Below are 19,469 nucleotides of genomic sequence, written 5' to 3'. Positions count from 1 at the left end.
CTCCGGGTCCTTGACCCGGAAGCCTCGGCGTCAGTACCCGAGTTCGCGCAGCGTTCTGCGGGAGGTGAACCAGAACAGGCCGCGGACCAGGGGGTCCAGCTCAGCGCGATAGGTCCCCACCCGGGATGCGTACACGCTGCCGTCAGTCCCTGCCTTCTCGTTACGTGCCGCGAGCTGTCGGTGGTAGCGCTCGGGGACGTCGTGCTTCTTGGTCGCGAAGTCGAGAATCTCCGGCTCCCAGTCCTCACCGAGCCACTCGAGCAGCGATCGCAGGGTCTGTTCGGAGTCACCCACGAGCTGGTCGTAGCGGAGCTCGTAGTAGGAGCTCGGAGGCAGCGCCAGGCCGGCGGTGCGTGCTGCGCGGATGTAGCGCGGCCACTTCACCGACGACTTGACACTCGACCAGTACCCGAACCGTTTGCGGTGTGAGACGGCCACGTCGCGACCGTCCCGGATCACGTGCACGATCTGGGCATCTGGAAAGACCTGCAGGAGAAAGGGGATGTGCAACGCGTACCGCGGGCTCTTGTCGGCCCACCGCGTCTTCCCTCGCGAGTGGGCGTAGTCGCTCTGGATTCCCTCGAAGAACTCGCGGATCCGTTTCAGCCACTCCTCCTGCGAGTAGCCGAACTGCGACAGTCGCTTCCAGTCCGGTCCGACGATGCGCTCGAGGTCCTCGAGGAAGCGCGTCTCCGGACCGCAGCTGATCTGCGAGTGGGAGTCGAGCATCAGTCGGAGCATCGTCGTGCCGGACCGTTGGCATCCCACGATGAAGATGGGCCGGTGACTGCCGTCAGACACGGCTCCTCGCCACCTCCGGCTCGTGACCGTTGATGGTGTGGGCGCGGGGCTGCGTGGCCGGCTCGTCGAGCTCTGCGGCCCCTGACTCCTCCTCGAGCGCGGGTGTCTCATGGCGACCGGTGGCCGCGTGGTTGGCGCGCAGGCGCGTCGTCACCTCGATGAGCAGGATGAGCAGCACCGCCAGGAACAGGCCGACTCCGATGATGACGGGGAGGGTGGCGACGAGCGCCGCCTGCTTGTCAGCCGGCGTCGACGGTCCGAGGTAGACGGTGCTGCCGGACGTCGCGGCGGCCTTGAGTGCCAGCGCATGCCGCCACTCGGCCTGGGACTGCGCCAGGTCGCTGCTCGCCGCGAGCTGCCGTGAGTTCAGGTCGTTGTACTCCGCAAGAATGGGCAGGAACGCCGTCAGCTCCTTCTTGGCCGCGGCGATGGGCGCGTCCATGGCCGCGGCGCCGATCGCGTTCCCGGTTGCACGCAAGCTGGCCTGCTGCTGCTGCAGGCTCGCGACCTGACCCAGCTGGGCCTGGTATGCCCGCGGCGGGTCGGCCATCTGGTACTTGTTCGCGAGGGCTTCGATGGCCGCGTTCGCGTCCGTCGCCGACTGCTGGGCCCGGTCACGGGTCGCAACCGCCTGGTCCGCGCGAACGGTGAACATCTGCTTGAGAGCCTCCTTGGCGGTCGCCTGGGCCACCGCGGCGGACTTCTTGCGGTCGGCGCTGGTGAAGAGGACCTGGACGTCGCTGCTGGCCCCGACCGGGTCGATCTCGATGCCGTCGGTCTGGTCGCTAGCGGTCACTCCGGTCTGGGCCTGCACGGCCTGCCGCGTCTGCGGGTTCTGCGCGGCGGCGGTGAAGGCAGCCACGAACTGGCCCGTGGCCTGGGTCCCCGTGAAGGGGCTGCCGTCGCTGTTGACCAAGGAGCCGGACGAGACGGTGGCGGTCGTGGTGTACGAGGCTGGTGCCGAAAGAATGAGCGCAGCGGCCGCCAGCCCAGCCAGCACGGGGACGGCGACGAGAATCCACCACCTGCGACGGGCGATGCGGAGGTAATCGATGATCTCCATGTTGTTCCTATCCTGATGGGAAATGACGTCGGACGACGGTTGGGTCGGCCGCGATGGTGCGTGCTGGAGCTGGCTCAGCGGCCGTAGTGCCAGGCGAAGTCGATCCCGGGCATGGCACGGAGTCGATCGTTCAACGGCGTGTAGTAGTCGACGAGACGAGTGAAGGTCTCCGGTGGCATCTGGCCGTAGGGCTTGTTGGCGTTGCGCGGCTCGAGCTGAACGCTCCGGTGCGGCTCGAGGCCGAGAAACGAGAAGACGCGGTCCATCTGGCCGTGAGGGTCGGCGAACAGGGCCTCGCTCTGGACGACGAGAACGCGCTCCGGCCCGAAGAGGTCGTGGAAGGTCTGCAGCTGCTCGGCGTAGTGTCCGCGGCGGAGGTAGGCGTGGTAGCGCCAGTGGGCTGCCGCGTAACGTGGATCCGCAATGATCCGAGCCTCTTCGCCGTCGACTCGCGAAGGCTCGAGATCCATTGCGCGCTCGAAGGACTCGACTTCGTGCCCGTGCGCCACCTCGTAGGCATGATGCGACCAGGCGCGCGCTACGGGATCCCGCAGGCACATCACGATCTTGACGTCGGGCAGGGCGGCCCGAATCCGTTGTGGGGCCAGCGGGTGGAACATGTAGTACGGACTCGACTCGCCGACGAGGTCGTATCCCTCGTCGAGCCTCGGGAACTGCGATGTGTACCAGCGGAACCCACGTCCGAAGTTCACATCGAAGTAGTGCGTTCCCTTGCCGGATCCGCTCTGCCCCACTTGGGGATGCAGAGTGATCCACTCAGCCAGGGAGGTCGAGCCTCCTCGTTTGGTACCTACGACCAGGTATCCCGGCAGCAGTCGCTCACCGCGCGAAAGGCGCGCGCGCAGCGGACCCAGTGCGGCCCCCATGGAACGGCGTGACATCACAATCTCTCCCGGCGCGAGCGCGTTCCCCCCATGGTCCTTGTGACCCGGCGCCGCTCGAGCGATTTCGAGCCTAACCGGCGGACTGGCGCTGCACTGGGGATTCGCGAATTCCACGGAAACCTCCAGAAAGGGCACCTCTCGAGACCCGAGCGGTTACAGTCCGAGCGGGGCCAGGTCGCGGCATGCACCCCGCCCGACAACGAAGACCGACCAGTGAGTTGCACCATGAAGAGATCGCCAAAACTCACCGCGAGCGCCACGGGGGGCCAGGGCGCCCGACACGTCGCGCAGGGCCTGGTGGTGGCGGGGGTGGCGGTCTGCGCCCTGGCCGGCTGCACCTCGGGTCAGGGCGTCGCGGCGCCGGTCCCGACGTCGACGGTCACCAGTTCGGCGGTCACGTCGACCTCTGCTCCACCGGCGTCCGTGACCACGTCGAGCACCCCGAGGGGGTCGGTCACGACCCCCGCCCCGGGTCCAGCAGTCGGCCCGGCATTGGCGGCGGCCATCAACGACCTCTCGAGCAAGAGGCGCAACGTGGTGTCGCTCGATGGCGCCCGCAAGCAGCTGCAGGCAGGCAACGACGCTCTGRGACAGGCGCGGACGGCGATCACGGCCATGCGCGGCGCGGTGTACGGCAGCTCCCGCAACTGCCCTGCAGCGTCGGCGCAGAACGGCATCGTCCGGGCCAGGACCGGCGTGGCCGGGAACAGCGCGAACGTGGTCATCAACGCTCTCGTCTCCCGCCGCGCTCAGCTTGCTGCGCTGGCACAGGCCGCCACGACCGTCGAACGACAGGTGGCGGCTCAGGGCTCCACGATCGCATCCATGCCCGACGTCAGGGCTGCGGTGGCCCTGGCTCGGTCGACGGTGACGGCAGAGAGTGCGGCCACGGACAAGGTGACTCAGGCAGCCGCGGCCCTGCGCACCAACGCGGGCCAGGTCAGCGCCGGCGGGTCGCAGATCCTGGCCAAGACCTGCTGATCCATCACGTTCTCCGGTCGAGAACGGGTCAGACACCGCCCGTCCGGAATTGACCACCGCTCAATGGATTTCGCGACCTGGGCGGCCACGTGGGGCGGACTCATCTGGTCCCGCCCCACGTGGCTGTCACCCGTGCCGTTGCCACACTGCTCGCATCTGCGTCACCGGGTGATGCCGAGCTTGGCGTCGAGGAAGAGGTCTCCGGAGGTCCGGGTCGACTTCTGGTGAACCTCTATGGCGATGGTGTTGGTCCCGGCCGAGAAGGCGGAGGTGTCACTTCGTGATCGGTCAGTGCCCCGGCGGGCTCGACGACACCGATGACTCCATCCAGCTCATGGATGGGACTCGCACGGTGGACTCGGTCGCCTACACCAACACGGCGCCGTGGCCGGCAGCGGCGGCGGGTACCGGGCCGTCGATGGAGCTGAACGACCCCGCGCTCGACAACGACGTCGGCAGCAGCTGGCACGCCAGCTCCAACTCCGGCACACCCGGGGGCAGCGAACTCCGGCGGCGGATCGGGAGGAGGAGGCACGTCGACGGTGCTCAACTACGGGGCCACATGGAAGTACCTGGCGACCGGGCGGGACCAATCGCGGCGTGGCGGGCACCAGCGTTCAACACCGATGTGACCATGGCGCCGGGCAACCCCCTCCAGTCGGCCGAGCTCTCGCTCATCCACGACGACGGCGCGGTGGTCTACGTCAACGGTGTGGAGGTGGCGCGCTCGAACATGCCGACCGGCACCATCTCATTCACCACCAAGGCTGCCAGCGCAGCAGACGACCGCCTGCTGTCGACGCCACCAGTGGCGATGGCCCCTCCGAAGAGTCTTCTGGAGGGGAGTGCATGTATTCCCCCAAAGAATGTGAATTGCTGCCTGGCTCCCCTCCGACAGAAAGTAGGCCGGCGCTCACATCCTGTGGACGGTACCCCGCAAGTACCCTTTGGGCGCTTTGGAAGAAATGACCATATTTCTGCTGTTGCAGCCCCTCGGCTACTTCCGTCGTTGCCCCACGAGAAACCGTACCCACGGGCCATAGTGGACACGGCAGGAGGTCTTGATCGGCCTCATCATGCAGTCACAGGGAAAGCACTCGGGCAAGCATGTCACCATCGAACATCGCACAGCAGTGGGCGCCACGAGGGTCGGCGCAGTCAAGAAGGGGTCGTCACGAGATCCCGAGCGGTTCCCGGAACTCGGCGCTGACCATCGCCCTCCAGGTCGCTTTGGTCATCCTCGTGACGGCTGGGACGCTGGTCAGCGGCTTCAGCTTCGTGGATGGCGACAAGACACTCGCAGTGCTTCCCGTGATCGCCATGGTGGCCGTCGGGTTGGGCCTGTTGGCCTTGACCCCGTTCTCGGCGTTCGTGATCCTGCTCCTGGCGGTGCGGCCGACCCTGGACCTGTTGAAGTTGAGCTCCAACGCGACAGGTACCGCGGTCGGCAACACCGCCACACAGCGCGGGCTGGACCCCTCCAGCATCGTGGGGGTGCTGTTCCTGCTCGCGGCTGTCGTCTGGCTCGCAGGTCGCGTCCGAAGCGGCCAGCTGGTCCCAGGCTCGCGCCTGCGCACGGCGATGCTCGCGTTCCTGGGGGCATGCGCGCTCAGCGTCATCGGGTCGGTCCAACCCCAGGCAAGTGCGCTCGAGCTGCTGCGGATCGGCACCGTGGTCGTGATGTTCATCGTCCTGGAGCAGATCATCACGTCGCGAACCGTGATGATCCGGGTTCTGATCACGTGTTACGTCGCGATGCTCATCCCGCTGGGCTTCACCCTCTTCGGGATCGTCACGGGGTCGCCCAGTTCCGAGGTGCGGGGGAGCTTCACCCGGCTCACCGGGCCCTTCAACCAGTCCAACACCTTCGCCCGTTACCTCGCCTTCCTGCTGGTCTTCGGGATCGCGATCTATCCGTACGTCAAGCCCAAGCTCAAGCTTCTGTTCGTCGCGATGCTGAGTCTTGCGTCGGTGTTCATGCTGCTCACGCTGACGCGTACGGCGATTCTCGGATCGGTCGCCGGGCTGGTCGTTCTCGCGCTGGTCCAGAAGCGCAAGGGCCTCCTCGGGGGTCTCGTCGCGATCGCTCTGTGCGCCCTCATGGTGCTGCCCGGTGTGGCTGCCCGCTTCGGAACGCTCGACGCCGAGAGCACTCCTACGGGGACACCGACGGGAAACACCCTGATGTGGCGCCTGCACTACTGGACGGAGGTCATTCCCCTGGCCAACGCCAACCCCGTGACAGGCATCGGGCTGGCCTCGACCCAGTACGAGACCGATGCAGCGAAGCAGCCGCACAACGACCTGATTCGTGCCTATGTCGAAACGGGCCTCGTGGGCCTGGTCTTCTACGTGTGCATGCTCGCCGCTTTGGTGGGCAATGCGCGCCGTGCCGTGCAACGAGCGCCGAAGGAGACTCTCGAGAGTGGCGTTGCCGCCGGGGCACTGGCTTGTGCCGTGTGTTTCGTGCTGGGAAGCATGGCTGCCAACGTCATGTCCAACGTGGTGAGCCTGTGGTACCTCATCGCCTTCTCAGCTGCGGCAGCGTACGTCTCGCGGACCTTCGCGCCGGGAGCCGGCTCGGAGGGTCTGCAGAGCCGGCCCGACGCGGGCGTCGTGCCCGCAGCGAAGGCCTGAGAACCCCGCCTGGCTCCTGCGAGCCGGCTGTCCGTACAGGTGAAAAGGCATACACGGGACGAAGAGGACGACTTTCAGGCAATTCTCAGCAATGGGCCACTGCAGCCTTCCGGGCCGCCCTAAGGTCGAGCAATTCGAAGCGGTGCCCGGGACGTAGGTCGAAGAGGATCGACACACTTCCACCAGGGGGGTGGCACGTCGGGGGCGCTCGAGGGGGAGGGTTACGACATGAGCAAGCAGATCCACCGAATGGCCATCGCAGCAGCAGGGGCGGCGCTCGTGGCACTGGCGCCGGCTGCCTACGCGGCGACGTCGACGGTCACGGCGACGGCCGAGACGATCGACCGCAAACCGGCGGGGACGAACGACGCGGACGACCCGTCGTTCTGGGTCCATCCGAGCGACCCGTCGAAGAGCCTGGTCATCGGCACGGTCAAGGAGGCCGGTGTCGATGTGTACCGCACGGACGGCTCGCTGGTGCAGACGGTGCCGATTCCGTCGGGCAGCCGGTACAACAACATCGAGGTTCTCTACGGCATCGACCTCGGGGGGACGACACGCGACCTGGCGGTCTTGAGCGACCGCGGCACGGACAAGCTGCACATCTTCGCCATCAACGGCGCCAGCACCAGTGCACCCCTGAGCGAGGTCACCGCGAGTTCCGCTCCGCTCGTGTTCGGAGGCACCAAGAAGATCAACTCGAAGACCACCTACGGTCTCGCGGGCTGGCGCAACCGCGCGACCGGCAAGGGTGAGGTGTTCGTGACGCAGGAGAACACCACCAACCTCGCCAAGCTCGTGCTCACCGATGCCGGCGGCGGCAAGGTGAGCTATCAGAAGGTGGCGTCACTGAGCCTGCCGGACCGCTTCACCCTCCCGAACGGTTCCACGTGGACACCCTGCTTCAACCCGAAGCACCCCGACTGGGTGGCGCACGCCGAGGGCATGGTCGTGGACCCGGACACCGGAACGCTCTGGGCGGACCAGGAGATCGTCGGTCTGTGGAGGATGACCACCGACCTGACCAACCCCGTGCTCGTCCACAAGCTGACCCGGTTCGGACAGAAGTACAGCGTCGTGAGCGGCAAGTGCAAGGTCGACGCCGCCTCGACCAGCTACGGCGAGTCCTACCTTCCGGGTGACCTGGAGGGCATCGGCCTCTACCGGGCCGGTACGTCCTCGAACGGCTACCTCATCATCTCGAACCAGCAGAAGTCGCTGTTCACCGTCTTCAGCCGCGACGGCGCCAGCTACCTCGGAACGTTCGCCATCGGGGGTGGGATGTTCGACTCCGTGGAGGCCACCGACGGCCTGGACGTCATCAACGTCAACATGGGCCCTAAGTACCCGCAAGGCATGCTCGTCACCCAGGACGGGAAGGACGCCCCCGAGGGCGGAACCAACTTCAAGTTCACTCCTTGGCCGAGCGTGGCCAAGGCCCTGGGGCTGGTGGTCGACACCGCCGGCAGCCCCCGGAACTGAGGCAGGACGGCGTTTCAGCAGTACACGTTGGCCAGCTGGTGGGGCCGTGAGGCCCCACCTCGATCTCGAGGAGACGGACATGCGTAGAGGCATAGCGATGATGGGTGTGGCTGCGGCCGCCGCAGCCGTGGGCGGTCTGGCGCTGCCCGCACAGGCGGCGGTGAGCTATCGGGTCACCGTCACCTGTTCGGTGCCCAAGGCCCAACCGGAGCGGCAGCTGGCGCCCAACTCGTGCCTCAACTACCTCCCCGACGGCACCCAGACGTACACCGCGAAGGTCCGTGACAGCAGCGGCTCGCCGGTCCGCGGCGTCACGGTGAGATGGACGGACTCGGACGCCCAGGACGGGCTCTTTCGGATCAACCAGAACCCCTGCGTCACGGGCTCGGCCGGCACGTGCTCGGCCGAGCTCGTCGACAGGCACCCGAAGGCGGGGGAGCGGATCGTCGTCACCGCGTCCGCAGGCGGATCGTCGGGCACCGGCTATCTGACGTTCCAGCGCTGACCGACACCACGAGAAGCCCCCGGTCGCTTCGGCGCCGGGGGCTTCTCGATGCGCTCGGCCCCGCGGATCTCGTGCAGACATCGCCCCCCGGACGTCACGATCCGGGGGGCGATGGGCGCAGGGCCGGGCGTGGACGCGATCAGCGCCCGGTGAACTTGGCGAGGTGCGCGACGGGCTGTCCAGCGACCTTGGTGAAGTCGCCGCCGAGCCACAGGTCGTGGGTGCTGGGGTCGACCACGGCCGCCAGGACGCCGAACGGGCTGTCCAGGGTGGGCGCCCAGGAGGTGACCTGCCCGCTGGAGACCGACACCTCGAGAACCTTGCGCCTCGGAAGGTTCTTGTCACACATGAAGGGAGCGCCGGAGCCGGTGTTGCCGACGCAGTAGTTGGTGAAGTGGCCGCCGCCGAAGACCGAGTCGCCGTCGACGGCGACGGCCTGGACGTCGCCGTCCAGCTGGTAGACCGGCTGTTGCAGGCTGCCGTCCTGGTCGAGCAGGAGGAGGTGGCCGCCCGAGCCAGCCTGCCCGACGTACACGCCGCGCGAGTCGGTGACGAGCTTCAGGACGGGGAACAGCGAGCCCGGGGCGAAGCCGGAGTCGTTCTTGCCCGTGGAGGCGCTCACGGCGCCGAGATAGGGGTTGGCGCCCTGCCCGTTCAGGGTGGTGAACAACCCTCCGACGTAGACGCGCCCGCCGTCGGTGCTGAGCGCCAGCGTGTTGACCTTGCCGTTTGCCTTGGGCTGCCAGCCGGAGTCCAAGGCGCCGCTGGCGAGGGAGAACGCGGCCAGCTTGGACCGGCTCGTGGCCCCGACCTTGGCGAACTCGCCGCCGACGTAGAGGGTGGAGGCCGAAGCAGCGAGTGCCCGCACCGGCTTGTTCATCACGGGGCTGAACGGCTGCACCTGTGCGGTGGCTACGCTGAGGGCCGCGAGGTTGCTCCGGCTGGCGCCGCCGACGTTGGTGAAGGAGCCCCCGACGTAGACGGTGCTGCCGGAGACGGCGATCGACAGGACCTCCCCGTTCGCGGCCGCGGTCCAGGACGTCAGCTCGCAGGTGGCGAGATCGACCGCGGCCAGCCCGCTGCGGACCTGGGCCTTTCCGGACCGGTCCTGGACCTGGGTGAAGGTGCCCCCGATGAAGAGGGTCCCGCCGCTGATCGCCATCGCGCTGACCCGCCCGTTCGGTTGGGCGCACGGCCGAACTGCGGTCGGAGCGACGGCGGCCATGGCGGCCGATGCGCCCCCCACCACCAGAGCGGTGGTACAGAGCGCGGCAAACGGAAGTCGAGTACGCATGGAGTTCCCCCAGTGTTAAGACGTTTGATCGGCGACGCCCCGCGGTCGCCTCGGCAGCACGGTGCCTCGGTCTCAGCAAAATAACAGGAAAGAGTTGCCACGAGGACGCGAACTGGCCATGCGTATTTATGCTGCATCGAAGCGAATATCCTCTTAGGCACGTATATCCGACTTATCGCATTAAGCCGTTATAACCGATATTTCGCAACCTGACGGGGGAGCCCCGACGAAGGTGCCCGGAGCCTGGCGTGCACCTTTTGTGTGCCGAAGCGCAAATATCTGCATTGTGTTCTCCCCAAAGCGCTTATCGCATTCTTTCTTGTTGCTAAGGTCCGTCTCGTTGGTCCTGGGGGGCAGGACTGGTGGGGCGCGTTCGGCGCACCACCTGGGGGAGGCGAGCCGTCGCTCGCTCGTTACCTGTGGAGCATTCATGAGGACATCTCGCATTCGGGCACTCGGTCGACATGAGCCAGGCAGCCGGGGGCGACCAGATCGGTCCGAGCGAGTCGGGTCCATCCTGGCTGCTGCTGCTGCCGCGGCGAGCCTGACCGTCGCAGCGACCCTTGCAACGGCGACGGCGCCGCCAGCAGCGGCCGCGCCCGTCCTGCCGGCGGGTCCGGCGCTCTCGCCGAGCGCCGACGGGACGTTCTGGGGCACGAACGGTCGTGTCGTCGACATCGTCTCCAACGGGACCAAGGCCTGGATCGCCGGCGGGTTCGACTACGTCGGTCCCAACACGGGTCGGTCGGTCACGGTCGACTCGAGCTCGGGCGCCGTGCTGCCGTCCTCGAATGTCGTCGACGGGACCGTCAACGCGTCCGCGCCCGACGGCAAGGGGGGCTACTACCTCGCCGGAGACTTCTCGCGTGTGTCTGACGTGCGTCGCCAGGGCCTGGTCCACATCAAGGCCGACGGGAGCGTCGACCGTTCGTGGCCGGCCACTGCCGTGACGACCACCGTCACGGTCAACGGTGTCACCAAGTCACAAACCGGTTCGGTCAAGACCGTCGCCGTCGCCGGTGACCGTCTCATCATCGGAGGCGACTTCGACACGGTCAACGGTGTGCGCTCGTCCCGGCTCGCCGCCATCGGTTTGGACGGCAACGTCATCCCGACCTGGCAGGYGTCGGCCAGCGCCACGGTCAACGCCCTGGCAGTGGTCGGCAGCAAGGTCTATGTCGGTGGCTCGTTCACGAGCCTCAACGGCGCCAGCCGTGCCTACCTCTCCCGGGTCCAGCTGGCCGATGGCGCCACCGACCCGGCGTTCACGGCGCAGACGAACGCTCCGATCTACGCCCTGGACGTCCAGGGTGGCGCCACCAGCGACCAGGACACCGTCAAGCTCGGCGGCGACTTCACCAGCGTGACCAGTGGTGCCGGCACCACGAGCCGGTCCCGCCTGGCCGCCGTCGACGGCGGGGGTGCGGTGCTCTCGTGGGCGGCCTCGGCCAACGGGACGGTCAGAGCCGTTGCGACGGATCCGGCGTCCGGCACCACCTTCGTGGGCGGCACGTTCAGCCAGCTGAGCGGACAGAACCGCACCCAGGTGGGCGCCTACGACCCCGCCGGTGCGCTGACCGGCTTCAACGCTTCGCTGGCGGGGTGTCAAGCACCGCACACGCTCAAGTCGACCTACACGCTTCCCGCCTGCACCGTCGAGGTCCAGGGCCTCCGGGTCGCGGGAGGAACGGTGTACGTCGGTGGCGTCTTCACCACCACCCAGGGCATCCTGCGCCACAACGCGGCCGCCTACTCCGTGGCCACCGGCCAGCTCACGTCATGGCTGCCCATGCCGGGGGCCCGGGTCCGCACCTTCACCAACCTGGGTGGCACAACCGTGATGGGCGGCGACTTCGTCAGCGCCGGCGGGCAGTATCGCAGGGGCGTCGCCAAGATCGACCTCGCCACCGGGACGCTCGATCCCTCCTTCACGGCCAACGCCGACAACATGGTGCTCGACCTGGAGCTGAACGCGGACCGGACCAAGCTCTACCTCGGGGGCACGTTCAAGTCCGTCAACGGCGTCACCCGTCAACGGATCGCTGCGGTCGACGCGACCACGGGCGCCTTGGACTCGGCCTTCGTGGCCAAGGTGAACAAGGACGTCTACTCGATCGCGGTGCGTCAGAACTTCGTCTACCTCGGAGGCCAGTTCACCCAGATCGGCACGGTGGCCCGGCAGCACGCCGCCCGCATCTCGGCCGTCAACGGCGCCGTCGACGCCACGTGGACCGCGAACACCAACGGGCCGAGCGGGGCGACGTACCACGAAGGCATGGTGCTCTCCTTGGCGGTCGCCCCCGACAACTCGCGAGTCTTCCTCGCCGGACCCTTCAAGACCGTCAACGGAGTGGCCCTTCCGGACGGCATCGCGGCCGTCAGCGGGGCCACCGGGGCCGTGCTGCCCAAGCAGCTGGGCGGGGTGCACAGCTGCGGGACCCTCCACTGGATCAACACCCTCAAGCTCAGTGCAGACGGGCAGCGACTCTACGGGGGTGACGTCTGCCCCGACTGGATCTACCAGTGGGACGCCGTCAACCTCTCGCAGACCAAGGTCAACGGTCTGAACTGGAGCACTGCCTGCAACGGCGGAATGCAGGGAACGCTCGAGGTGAACGGCACCTTCTACTACGGCACCCACGGCGGCGACAAGGGCAGCGGCGGCTACTGCTGGCAGTCCCCGACGTCTCCCACGCCGGTCGCCCAGCAGAGGTTCTTCGCCTTCCGGGCCACCGACGGGGCGCTGACCGACTATGCCCCGGTGTTCGACTCACCCATGGGGGTGTGGTCGTTCGCAGCGGTCCCGCAGGGGCTGCTCGTCGGTGGCGACTTCACCGTCGCCGGTGACCGCAACACGGTGGCCCAGGGCCTGACCCTGTTCCGCGGCACGCCGTGAGCACCCGAGACCGGAGGAGGTCGCCATGAGGCGCCGCATCATCACCAGCCTCATGGCGACTCTCCTGCCGGCCCTGGTCGCCGGCACCCCAGCGACCGCCGACGGAACGGGTGGCATCACCGACTCGCCGGCGCGCACGTGGGGCACGAACGGACGCGTGAGTGCCGTCCTGACCGTAGGAGCGAGCGTCATCATCGGTGGGGACTTCACGTCCGTATCTGACACCAACGGTCGCACCTACCCTGCCGCGCGCCTCGCCAAGTACCTTCCGGCGACCGGCACCTTCGACCTCACGTGGGCGCCGTCGACCACGGGACCGGTGTATGCCCTCGCCTCGTCGGGTGACCGCCTGCTCGTCGGTGGGAACTTCAGCAAGCTGGACGGGCGTTCGCACTCGTCCCTGGGTGCGGTCTCGCTGCGCACCGGGGACATCGACCCGACGTTCACGACAACCGTGGACAAGCAGATCGACGCCATCGCGATCGTGGGGTCCAGCGTCTTCCTCGGTGGCCCGTTCACGACGGTCACGGACAGTGGCGGCTCGACCATGCGCAGCTACACGGCGAAGGTCGGTCTCACCACCGGCGTCCTCGACCCCACGTGGGCGCCGGTGATGACCGCGCGGGTGCGCTCGCTGCTGCCGACCCCCGACGGTTCCAAGGTCTACGTGGGAGGCGATTTCGCCAGCACCAACGGTCTGAGCTACGCCGGCAAGCTGACGCTGCTCCGGGCCGCTGACGCCTCGATCGACCCGGTGTTCCGAGCGGGTGTCACGAACGCCGGTTCCCGGTCACCGGTGCTCGCCATGGCGCTGTCCGGGAACGCGCTGGTCGTCGGGACCACCGGATCCGGCGGCGGATGCACGCGTCTCGACGCCACCACCGGCATGACGCAGTGGAGCAAGCACGGCACGGGCGACGTCGCCGCGGTGGCGTTCTTCGGACCCAACACGTACTGCGGTGGGCACTTCAGCGGAACGGCGTCGTTCGACGGGCTCAACCGGGACAAGCTCGCCGCCGTCGACACCGTCACCGGGATGACCCAGCCGTACGTTCCGGGGATCAACAGCGCTCTCGGGGTCTGGTCACTGGGCACCACGCCGGACGCCCTCATCGCCGGAGGCGACTTCACGAAGATCAACACGGTGCTCCAGTCGGGCCTGGCCCAGTTCAGGGACCTGACGGCTCGGACGACAGCCGCTCCTCCCGCTAGTCTCAAGGCCGTCGCGGGAGACGCCGCCGTCTCGCTCACCTGGGACGTCCCGTCCACGGACGGGGGCTACCAGGACGACAGCTACCGAATCTTCCGCAGCGCCAACGGGGGGACGATGACCTTCATCGGCGGGAGCAGCCAGGAGAACTTCTCCGACCCCACCGCGGTCAACGGCACCACGTACACGTATGCCGTGCTCACCCGCAACGGCGCCGGCGACAGCGCGCTCAGCGACGTCGTGCAGGCAACGCCCGTCGCCGAGACCCTGACGGCGCCGGGGGTGCCGACAGCCTTCCACGCCACCGGGTCCTATCTCGTTGCACAGCTGTCCTGGAGCCCGCCCGCCTACGACGGGGGGACGCCCGTGACGGCATACCGCGTCCTTCGATCCACCGTGAGCGGAGGCGAGACAGCGATCATCGACCTCCCGGGGACGGCTCGGTCCTACACCGACCAGGCCGTCGAGGCACAGACGCGCTACTACTACACGGTGCGGGCCGTCAACGCCATCGGCGCCAGCCCCGACGCGACCGAGCAGAGCGCCGTGCCCAGCAGCGGGGTGCCGAGCGCCCCTGTCATGACGGCGAACCCGGGGCCGGGCATGTCGTTCTCCTGGACGATCTCCAACGAGGGAGGTGCCCCGGTGACGAAGTATGTCGTCGTGCGTGACGGCGTCCGGCTGGGCACGGTCGTTCCTCCGTCGCCGAACACCATCACCGACCCCAGTCCGCTCACGGGGACCCACACCTACATGGTCAAGGCGGTCAACGCCATTGGCACGTCGAAGTGGTCGAACCCCGTCACGGTGACCACGCCGTAGGCGGTCCGAGGGGCGACGGCCTACGGCGTAGCCCCTCGCAGCTCAGCCGCGGACCGAGTAGCCGAAGTGACGCAGCCCCGGCAGCGTGAACAACGACACCGCAGCGCGGTGCAGCACCGGCATGGCACGACGCCACTCCTCGTCCGGCAGTAGCGTCACCAGGCCCCGATCGTGCCGGTTGGGATTGCCTGCCACCGTGTGGGTCGGCTGCATCCTGACGCTGCGCTCGTCGACGAAGGGGGTCCGACTGGTGTCGAGGTTGAGCAGCTGCGCGATGCGCTCGACGGTCTCACGGGGACGGTCGACGAAGTCCTCGTAGCGGATCCGGACCGTCCGTCCCTGCTTGGTGGGCCACCAGTACTCGACGAGGTAGTTCCACACCACCCACATCGCCGACGACCGCCACAGCTCGAGCCGTTCCATGGTGGCGTCGTCGTCACGGTCGCCCGTGACCTTGACCCGACGCCACGAGAACGCGTTGGCCCGCGGATCCCGGACGACGTGGACGACGTACAGCTCGATGCCGGGCAGGCGTTCGAGGATCTTGCCGTAGGGCGGCAGCTTCGAGGAGTCGACGATCACGGCGGGGTGTTCGAGCTCGGACAGGGCGGTGTAGAGGGCCGCGATCTTGTCGTCGTTGGGGTGCGGCGGCACCGCCGGCCGACCCCTGAGCTGGCGGAGCACCATCGAGGGGATGCGCATCATCCGCAGCCGGGACAGCAGATCCCGCGACACTGCGAGCGGGTCGGGTGGCGCGGCCCCTCGGTAGGCCCGGTCGACGACGGCAGCCCAGACGTGGCACTGGCTGAACGGCAGACCGCATCCGCACCTGTGGTCCTCGAGGAAGCCGCGCTCCCAGACGTAGCGCAGCTCGCCGACGGCCATCGCGCCTGGGAGCTGACCCAGGATCGTGCTGAGGATGGTCGTGCCGCTGCGGCCCGTGCCAGCCACGAACAGCACCTTCGTCGGGGCTGTGGGGATGCTCACCGGGAGGACTCCGATCGTTGCGCGACAAGTGATTTCGCGGTGCGACCTGCCCTGGTCGAGGCCTTGTCGTAGACGACGTCGAGTCGCGAGAGGTGGGCAGCCGCAGCGAAGTCCTGCTCCAGCCGACGGCGGCCGGCGATTCCCATGGTCACGGCTTCCTCGGGACTCGAGTCCAGATGGGCCAGGGCTCCGGCCAAGCGGGCGTCGTCGTCAGCGGGCACGACGAGGCCGTGGACGCCGGGCTCCACCAGCTCCGGCATCCCGCCCATGTCCGTGACGACGACCGGCGTCGATGCAGCGAACGCCTCGAGGATGGTCATCGGCTGGTTCTCGTACCAGCGCGAGGGCACCAGCAGTGCGCGGCTGTGCCGCACGAGGGGAGCGAGGTCGTCCGCGCTGAGGCGGCCATGGAACACCACTCGTCCCGGGGCCACCTCGGACGCGAGCCGTTCCAGGCTCAGTCGCTCCGGACCGTCCCCCGCGACGTGCAGCACGCAGGCGCCCGACAGGCGGCCGATCGCCCGGATCGCTGTGTCGACGCCCTTCTCGTGCGACAGGCGCCCGGCGACGACGAAGCCCTCTCCGGCCTCCGGGGCATGCCTGAGCTCGGGAATGTGGGTGAAGTTGTTCACCACGCTGATCCGGTCCTCCGCGATGCCCTGACGCATCATGACCGCGGCCAGGAAACGGCTGGGGCTGACGAAGGCGTCGACCGGACCATAGACGTCGAAGGCGCGGTGGAGGCCCGACTCGACCGCGAGAAGCACACTCCCGCTGAGAGATCCGTTCTTGCACCGGTTCGCGGCGGCGTGCCAGGTGCCGTGGCCCACGCACGCATCACACGGACGTCCGTGATCGAGCATCTGGTAGCTCGGGCAGGCCAGCTTGTAGTCATGGAGGGTCATGACACACGGGATGCCGGCACGGCTGATCGGACGCAGCACCGCGGGGGAGAGCTGGTGGTAGACGTTGTGGCAGTGCACGATGTCAGGCCTGAACTCTCGGATCGCCTGGTCGATCCCGCGAGCGCTGGAGCTCGACCACACCATCCGGGCGGAGGCCCTGATGCCGGCCCACCCACTCGGAGGAGGCTCGAGCTCCACGAACGACGGGAAGGTCCTGCCCAGGGGCTGCGGAGTCTCGTTCTCCGGGTGGTCCATGCCGAAGAAGCCGACCTCGTGTCCGGCCGACCGCTGGAGCGCGGCGACGTCCAGCATGTAGCCCTCTGCGCCTCCGCGTCGGTAGAGGTACTTGTTGACGTGAAGAATGCGCATCGCCGTCCCCTTCTGAACTCGCCCAGTTGATCACATGCCATCCCGAGATGTCCGCGAATCGTGGGGAACGGTCGGCCGTTTCGGCTGGCTTGGGCGCATTTTGCGGTTCTCCCGTGCGGGCCCGGAAGGCGATCAATAATGAGCCGGGACAGCATCGGCTCTGAGAGACCACGGGCAGACACCCGGCTGTCGTTGTTCGATGGAGGGGACGTAACAACGTGGCACGATCCGTGGTGGCGACCGCACGACGAACGGTGCGCCGTGCAGCGACGTGGCGTCCCAAGCACGACGGCACCGAGAGCGTGGACGTGGGGCGGCTGATCAGCCCGTTCCGCTACGACGTGGTGGTGAGGGCCCAGCTGTTCGACGCGGTGGCGGCCCGACCGGTCGGGCAGTCGATGGACGAGTTCGTGTCGGCGGTGGCCGAGCATCCTTACGCGGTGTGGTTCCGCGAGGTCGAGCTCCGTCGCTTCTTCCCGTGGGTGCTGAACGACCCGCGGGACGTCGCCGACGCATACGCCGTCCGGGTCGCACGCGCGGTCCGCACCTTCGAGTCGTTCGAGCAGCACGGCTTCGATGCCCGTCAGCCGATCATGCTGCGCCGTCTGGCCCGCCCCACGGTCAGCGACTCCGGCGTCCTTGTGCCGCGGGTCCTTCACCTCGGTGACGGTGGTCACCGGCTGGCCCTCGTTCACCGCTCGGGAGGCCTGCTGGAACCATCGATGCACCGCATCGACCCGCGTCCGAGCAAGGTCATCGACAACACCGCGATCCTCGCACCCGCACTTCGGCTGACTGAGCAGGAGTATGCAGCCTTCCTCTCCCTGGGCTTCCTCGACGCTGCTGTCGACTCGCTGGACGCGCTCTGGTCGGGAGTCGAGCACACGTGCCCGGACCGTCTGGCGGAGCTCGAGGCCCTGGTGAAGGCGCAGTGGCTGGATGTGGCCGAGCGATGAGCGCGTGGTGGGACCGGTACGTCAATCCGCCGGACGGTCCGCAGACCCCGAGGCAGCACCTGACGCGCAAGATCGTGCGCCGGATCCACTGGGCCCGAACCGAGGGTGTGGGCAGGGTCATCGAGGAGGACCGCCTCGACCCGCGCCCTCGGCTGCGAGCGGCCGTCCGCAAGCGCCGGTGGCGTCGCGGCCATCCCGCCGCACCGGGTTCGGCCGTGCCCGTCTACGTCGTCGGACTCCAGCGGTCCGGGACGAACATGCTCATGCGTGGCCTGGACGAGGCGCCCGAGACGGAGGTGCGCAACGAGAACGACCGCGTGCTGTTCCACCGTTTCCGGATCAGGTCCGTCGACGTGCTGCGTTCCACGGTCCTGGCCAGCCGGCAGCAGTTCGTCTTCGTCAAGCCGATCTGTGACTCGCAGCTGCTCGACACCTTCCTGGACATCGACGGGCTCGCCCCCGGGCGTGGGGTCTGGGTGTACCGCGACCCGGACTCCCGGGCGCGGTCGGAGGTCTCCAAGTTCGGGCCGGCCAACCTGCTGGCCCTGCGTGACATCGCCGCCGGCAGGGGCGAGACCCGATGGCAGGGGGAGCGCCTGCCGAAGGCGAGCGTCGAGCTCGTCGCGTCGTTCGACCTCGACACGATGACTCCTTTCACCGCCGCGGTCCTCTTCTGGGCCATCCGCAACCAGCTCTTCTTCGAGCTCGGGTTCGACCGTCGCGACGACGTGCTGCTGGTGTCCTACGACGCGTTCGCCGCCCATCCGGCGGACGAGATGCAGCGTCTCTGCCGGTTCGTCGGCGTGACCTACCGGCCCCAGCTCGACGAGCACGTCGACCGCAGGGTCTCGCACGGGACGAAGCCGCTCGAGATCGATCCGCGCGTTCGCGCCCTCGCCACCGAGGTCCACGAGCGTCTCGAGGTCGCGCGCCAGGCCCAGGACCGACGCACAGCCAACCAGGACTCGTCGGCGGCCGGCGAGAGAAGCGCACCATGAGGACCGGGATCGCTGCGATGCGGGCAGCAGCAGTCGTGGTGGTCGGCGGCCTGCTGCTGGGCGCCTGCACCGGCGACGCCAAGGTCCCTCCCACGACCAGCACGACCGCGAGCCCGAGCGGCTCGCCCACCGGGGCGGCCGCCGACCTCACAGCACCGCTCGGGGCGAAGTACGACTGGTCGCGGTTCGACACCGTCTCGCCGTACCTGAAGAGCCTGTCGGGTAGCTCGACGTTCTACGAGCTCGTCTGGTGCGACATCGAACCGACCGAGGGCAAGCAGGACTGGAAGACCATGGACGCCGTCGCCCGCAAGGCCCAGTCCGTGGGCGCGCGGCTGATGATCAAGATCCGGGTCGGTTCCTGCTGGGCCACCACGCAGGGCGACCCCCAGCACGTGCGCGGCACCAAGAACAAGACCGAGTCGTTCATGCCCAAGGACCTGAGCACGTACAACGCGTTCGTCGCCTCGGTCGTCAAGCGCTACTCCGCCCAGGGCGTGCACACCTACGCCGTGGAGAACGAGATCAACTCGGAGTCGTTCTGGGGCGGCAGCACCGCCGAGTTCGAGTCCCTGATCAAGGCCGCGGCGGCCTCGATCCGCGCCGCGGACCCGTCTGCAGCGGTGGCCGACCCCGGCATCAGCAGCACCGCATACGG

At 68.1% G+C, this 19,469-nt stretch carries 16 protein-coding genes; 9 read left to right on the top strand and 7 right to left on the bottom strand.

Translation table 11 applies throughout. The annotated features are described in order from the left end of the window. Positions 1-30: 30 nt before the first annotated feature. From AC1DP0_RS02105 to AC1DP0_RS02090, 4 genes are all read right to left on the bottom strand, one after another. Positions 31-912 (bottom strand): sulfotransferase family protein, encoded by an 882-nt coding sequence (locus AC1DP0_RS02105; protein WP_478082244.1) that lies wholly within the window; start codon positions 910-912, stop codon positions 31-33. Further along, positions 794-1,864, bottom strand: a complete 1,071-nt coding sequence (locus tag AC1DP0_RS02100) for a Wzz/FepE/Etk N-terminal domain-containing protein (RefSeq protein ID WP_478082243.1) — start codon at positions 1,862-1,864, stop codon at positions 794-796. The genes AC1DP0_RS02105 and AC1DP0_RS02100 overlap by 119 nt, the downstream gene beginning before the upstream one ends. A 74-nt stretch (positions 1,865-1,938) precedes the next feature. Further along, positions 1,939-2,883, bottom strand: a complete 945-nt coding sequence (locus tag AC1DP0_RS02095) for a sulfotransferase family protein (RefSeq protein WP_478082242.1) — start codon at positions 2,881-2,883, stop codon at positions 1,939-1,941. 230 nt (positions 2,884-3,113) lie between these two features. Further along, positions 3,114-3,275, bottom strand: a complete 162-nt coding sequence (locus AC1DP0_RS02090; RefSeq protein WP_478082241.1) for a hypothetical protein — start codon at positions 3,273-3,275, stop codon at positions 3,114-3,116. A 28-nt stretch (positions 3,276-3,303) separates the two neighbouring features. Between AC1DP0_RS02090 and AC1DP0_RS02085 the strand changes: the two genes are divergently transcribed. The 4 genes from AC1DP0_RS02085 to AC1DP0_RS02070 all read left to right on the top strand — a co-directional run bounded on the left by AC1DP0_RS02085 (position 3,304) and on the right by AC1DP0_RS02070 (position 8,374). Then, the gene (locus tag AC1DP0_RS02085; RefSeq protein WP_478082240.1) at positions 3,304-3,750 is read left to right on the top strand and encodes a hypothetical protein; all 447 of its coding nucleotides are present in this window, start codon (positions 3,304-3,306) and stop codon (positions 3,748-3,750) included. A gap of 1,107 nt (positions 3,751-4,857) precedes the next feature. Next, on the top strand, positions 4,858-6,387 hold the full coding sequence (locus AC1DP0_RS02080; protein WP_478082239.1) for an O-antigen ligase family protein: 1,530 nt from the start codon (positions 4,858-4,860) through the stop codon (positions 6,385-6,387). A gap of 228 nt (positions 6,388-6,615) precedes the next feature. Then, entirely contained in the window at positions 6,616-7,869 is a 1,254-nt protein-coding gene (locus AC1DP0_RS02075; RefSeq protein ID WP_478082238.1) for a phytase, read from the top strand. Positions 7,870-7,948: 79 nt separating this feature from the next. Next, the gene (locus AC1DP0_RS02070; RefSeq protein WP_478082237.1) at positions 7,949-8,374 is read left to right on the top strand and encodes an Ig-like domain-containing protein; all 426 of its coding nucleotides are present in this window, start codon (positions 7,949-7,951) and stop codon (positions 8,372-8,374) included. Positions 8,375-8,513: 139 nt separating this feature from the next. On the opposite strand, the gene AC1DP0_RS02065 is transcribed toward AC1DP0_RS02070, so the two are convergent. Next, a complete protein-coding gene (locus AC1DP0_RS02065) occupies positions 8,514-9,536 on the bottom strand; it encodes a hypothetical protein (protein WP_478082236.1) in 1,023 nt (340 codons plus the stop codon). A 562-nt stretch (positions 9,537-10,098) separates the two neighbouring features. Here AC1DP0_RS02065 and AC1DP0_RS02060 point away from each other — a divergent pair. Then, positions 10,099-12,564 (top strand): hypothetical protein, encoded by a 2,466-nt coding sequence (locus AC1DP0_RS02060; RefSeq protein ID WP_478082235.1) that lies wholly within the window; start codon positions 10,099-10,101, stop codon positions 12,562-12,564. A gap of 25 nt (positions 12,565-12,589) precedes the next feature. Further along, complete coding sequence (locus AC1DP0_RS02055; RefSeq protein WP_478082234.1) at positions 12,590-14,596, top strand: fibronectin type III domain-containing protein; 2,007 nt, start codon at positions 12,590-12,592, stop codon at positions 14,594-14,596. A gap of 42 nt (positions 14,597-14,638) precedes the next feature. On the opposite strand, the gene AC1DP0_RS02050 is transcribed toward AC1DP0_RS02055, so the two are convergent. Together AC1DP0_RS02050 and AC1DP0_RS02045 are read right to left on the bottom strand one after the other, a co-directional pair. Then, entirely contained in the window at positions 14,639-15,583 is a 945-nt protein-coding gene (locus AC1DP0_RS02050) for a sulfotransferase (RefSeq protein WP_478082233.1), read from the bottom strand. Further along, a complete protein-coding gene (locus AC1DP0_RS02045; RefSeq protein ID WP_478082232.1) occupies positions 15,580-16,857 on the bottom strand; it encodes a glycosyltransferase in 1,278 nt (425 codons plus the stop codon). Before AC1DP0_RS02045 ends, AC1DP0_RS02050 begins: the two co-directional genes overlap by 4 nt. A 218-nt stretch (positions 16,858-17,075) precedes the next feature. On the opposite strand from AC1DP0_RS02045, the gene AC1DP0_RS02040 reads away from it, so the two are divergent. The 3 genes from AC1DP0_RS02040 to AC1DP0_RS02030 form a co-directional block, all read left to right on the top strand. Then, entirely contained in the window at positions 17,076-17,813 is a 738-nt protein-coding gene (locus AC1DP0_RS02040; RefSeq protein WP_478082231.1) for a hypothetical protein, read from the top strand. Continuing rightward, on the top strand, positions 17,810-18,811 hold the full coding sequence (locus AC1DP0_RS02035) for a hypothetical protein (RefSeq protein ID WP_478082230.1): 1,002 nt from the start codon (positions 17,810-17,812) through the stop codon (positions 18,809-18,811). Before AC1DP0_RS02040 ends, AC1DP0_RS02035 begins: the two co-directional genes overlap by 4 nt. After that, the coding region (locus tag AC1DP0_RS02030) for a hypothetical protein (protein ID WP_478082229.1) at positions 18,808-19,469 on the top strand (662 nt) is incomplete at its 3' end. The genes AC1DP0_RS02035 and AC1DP0_RS02030, both read left to right, overlap by 4 nt.

This window comes from Terrabacter sp. P5_B1 (assembly GCF_056400505.1).
Note: the sequence above shows the minus strand (reverse complement) of the source record. Positions and strands in the feature narration are given on the sequence as shown.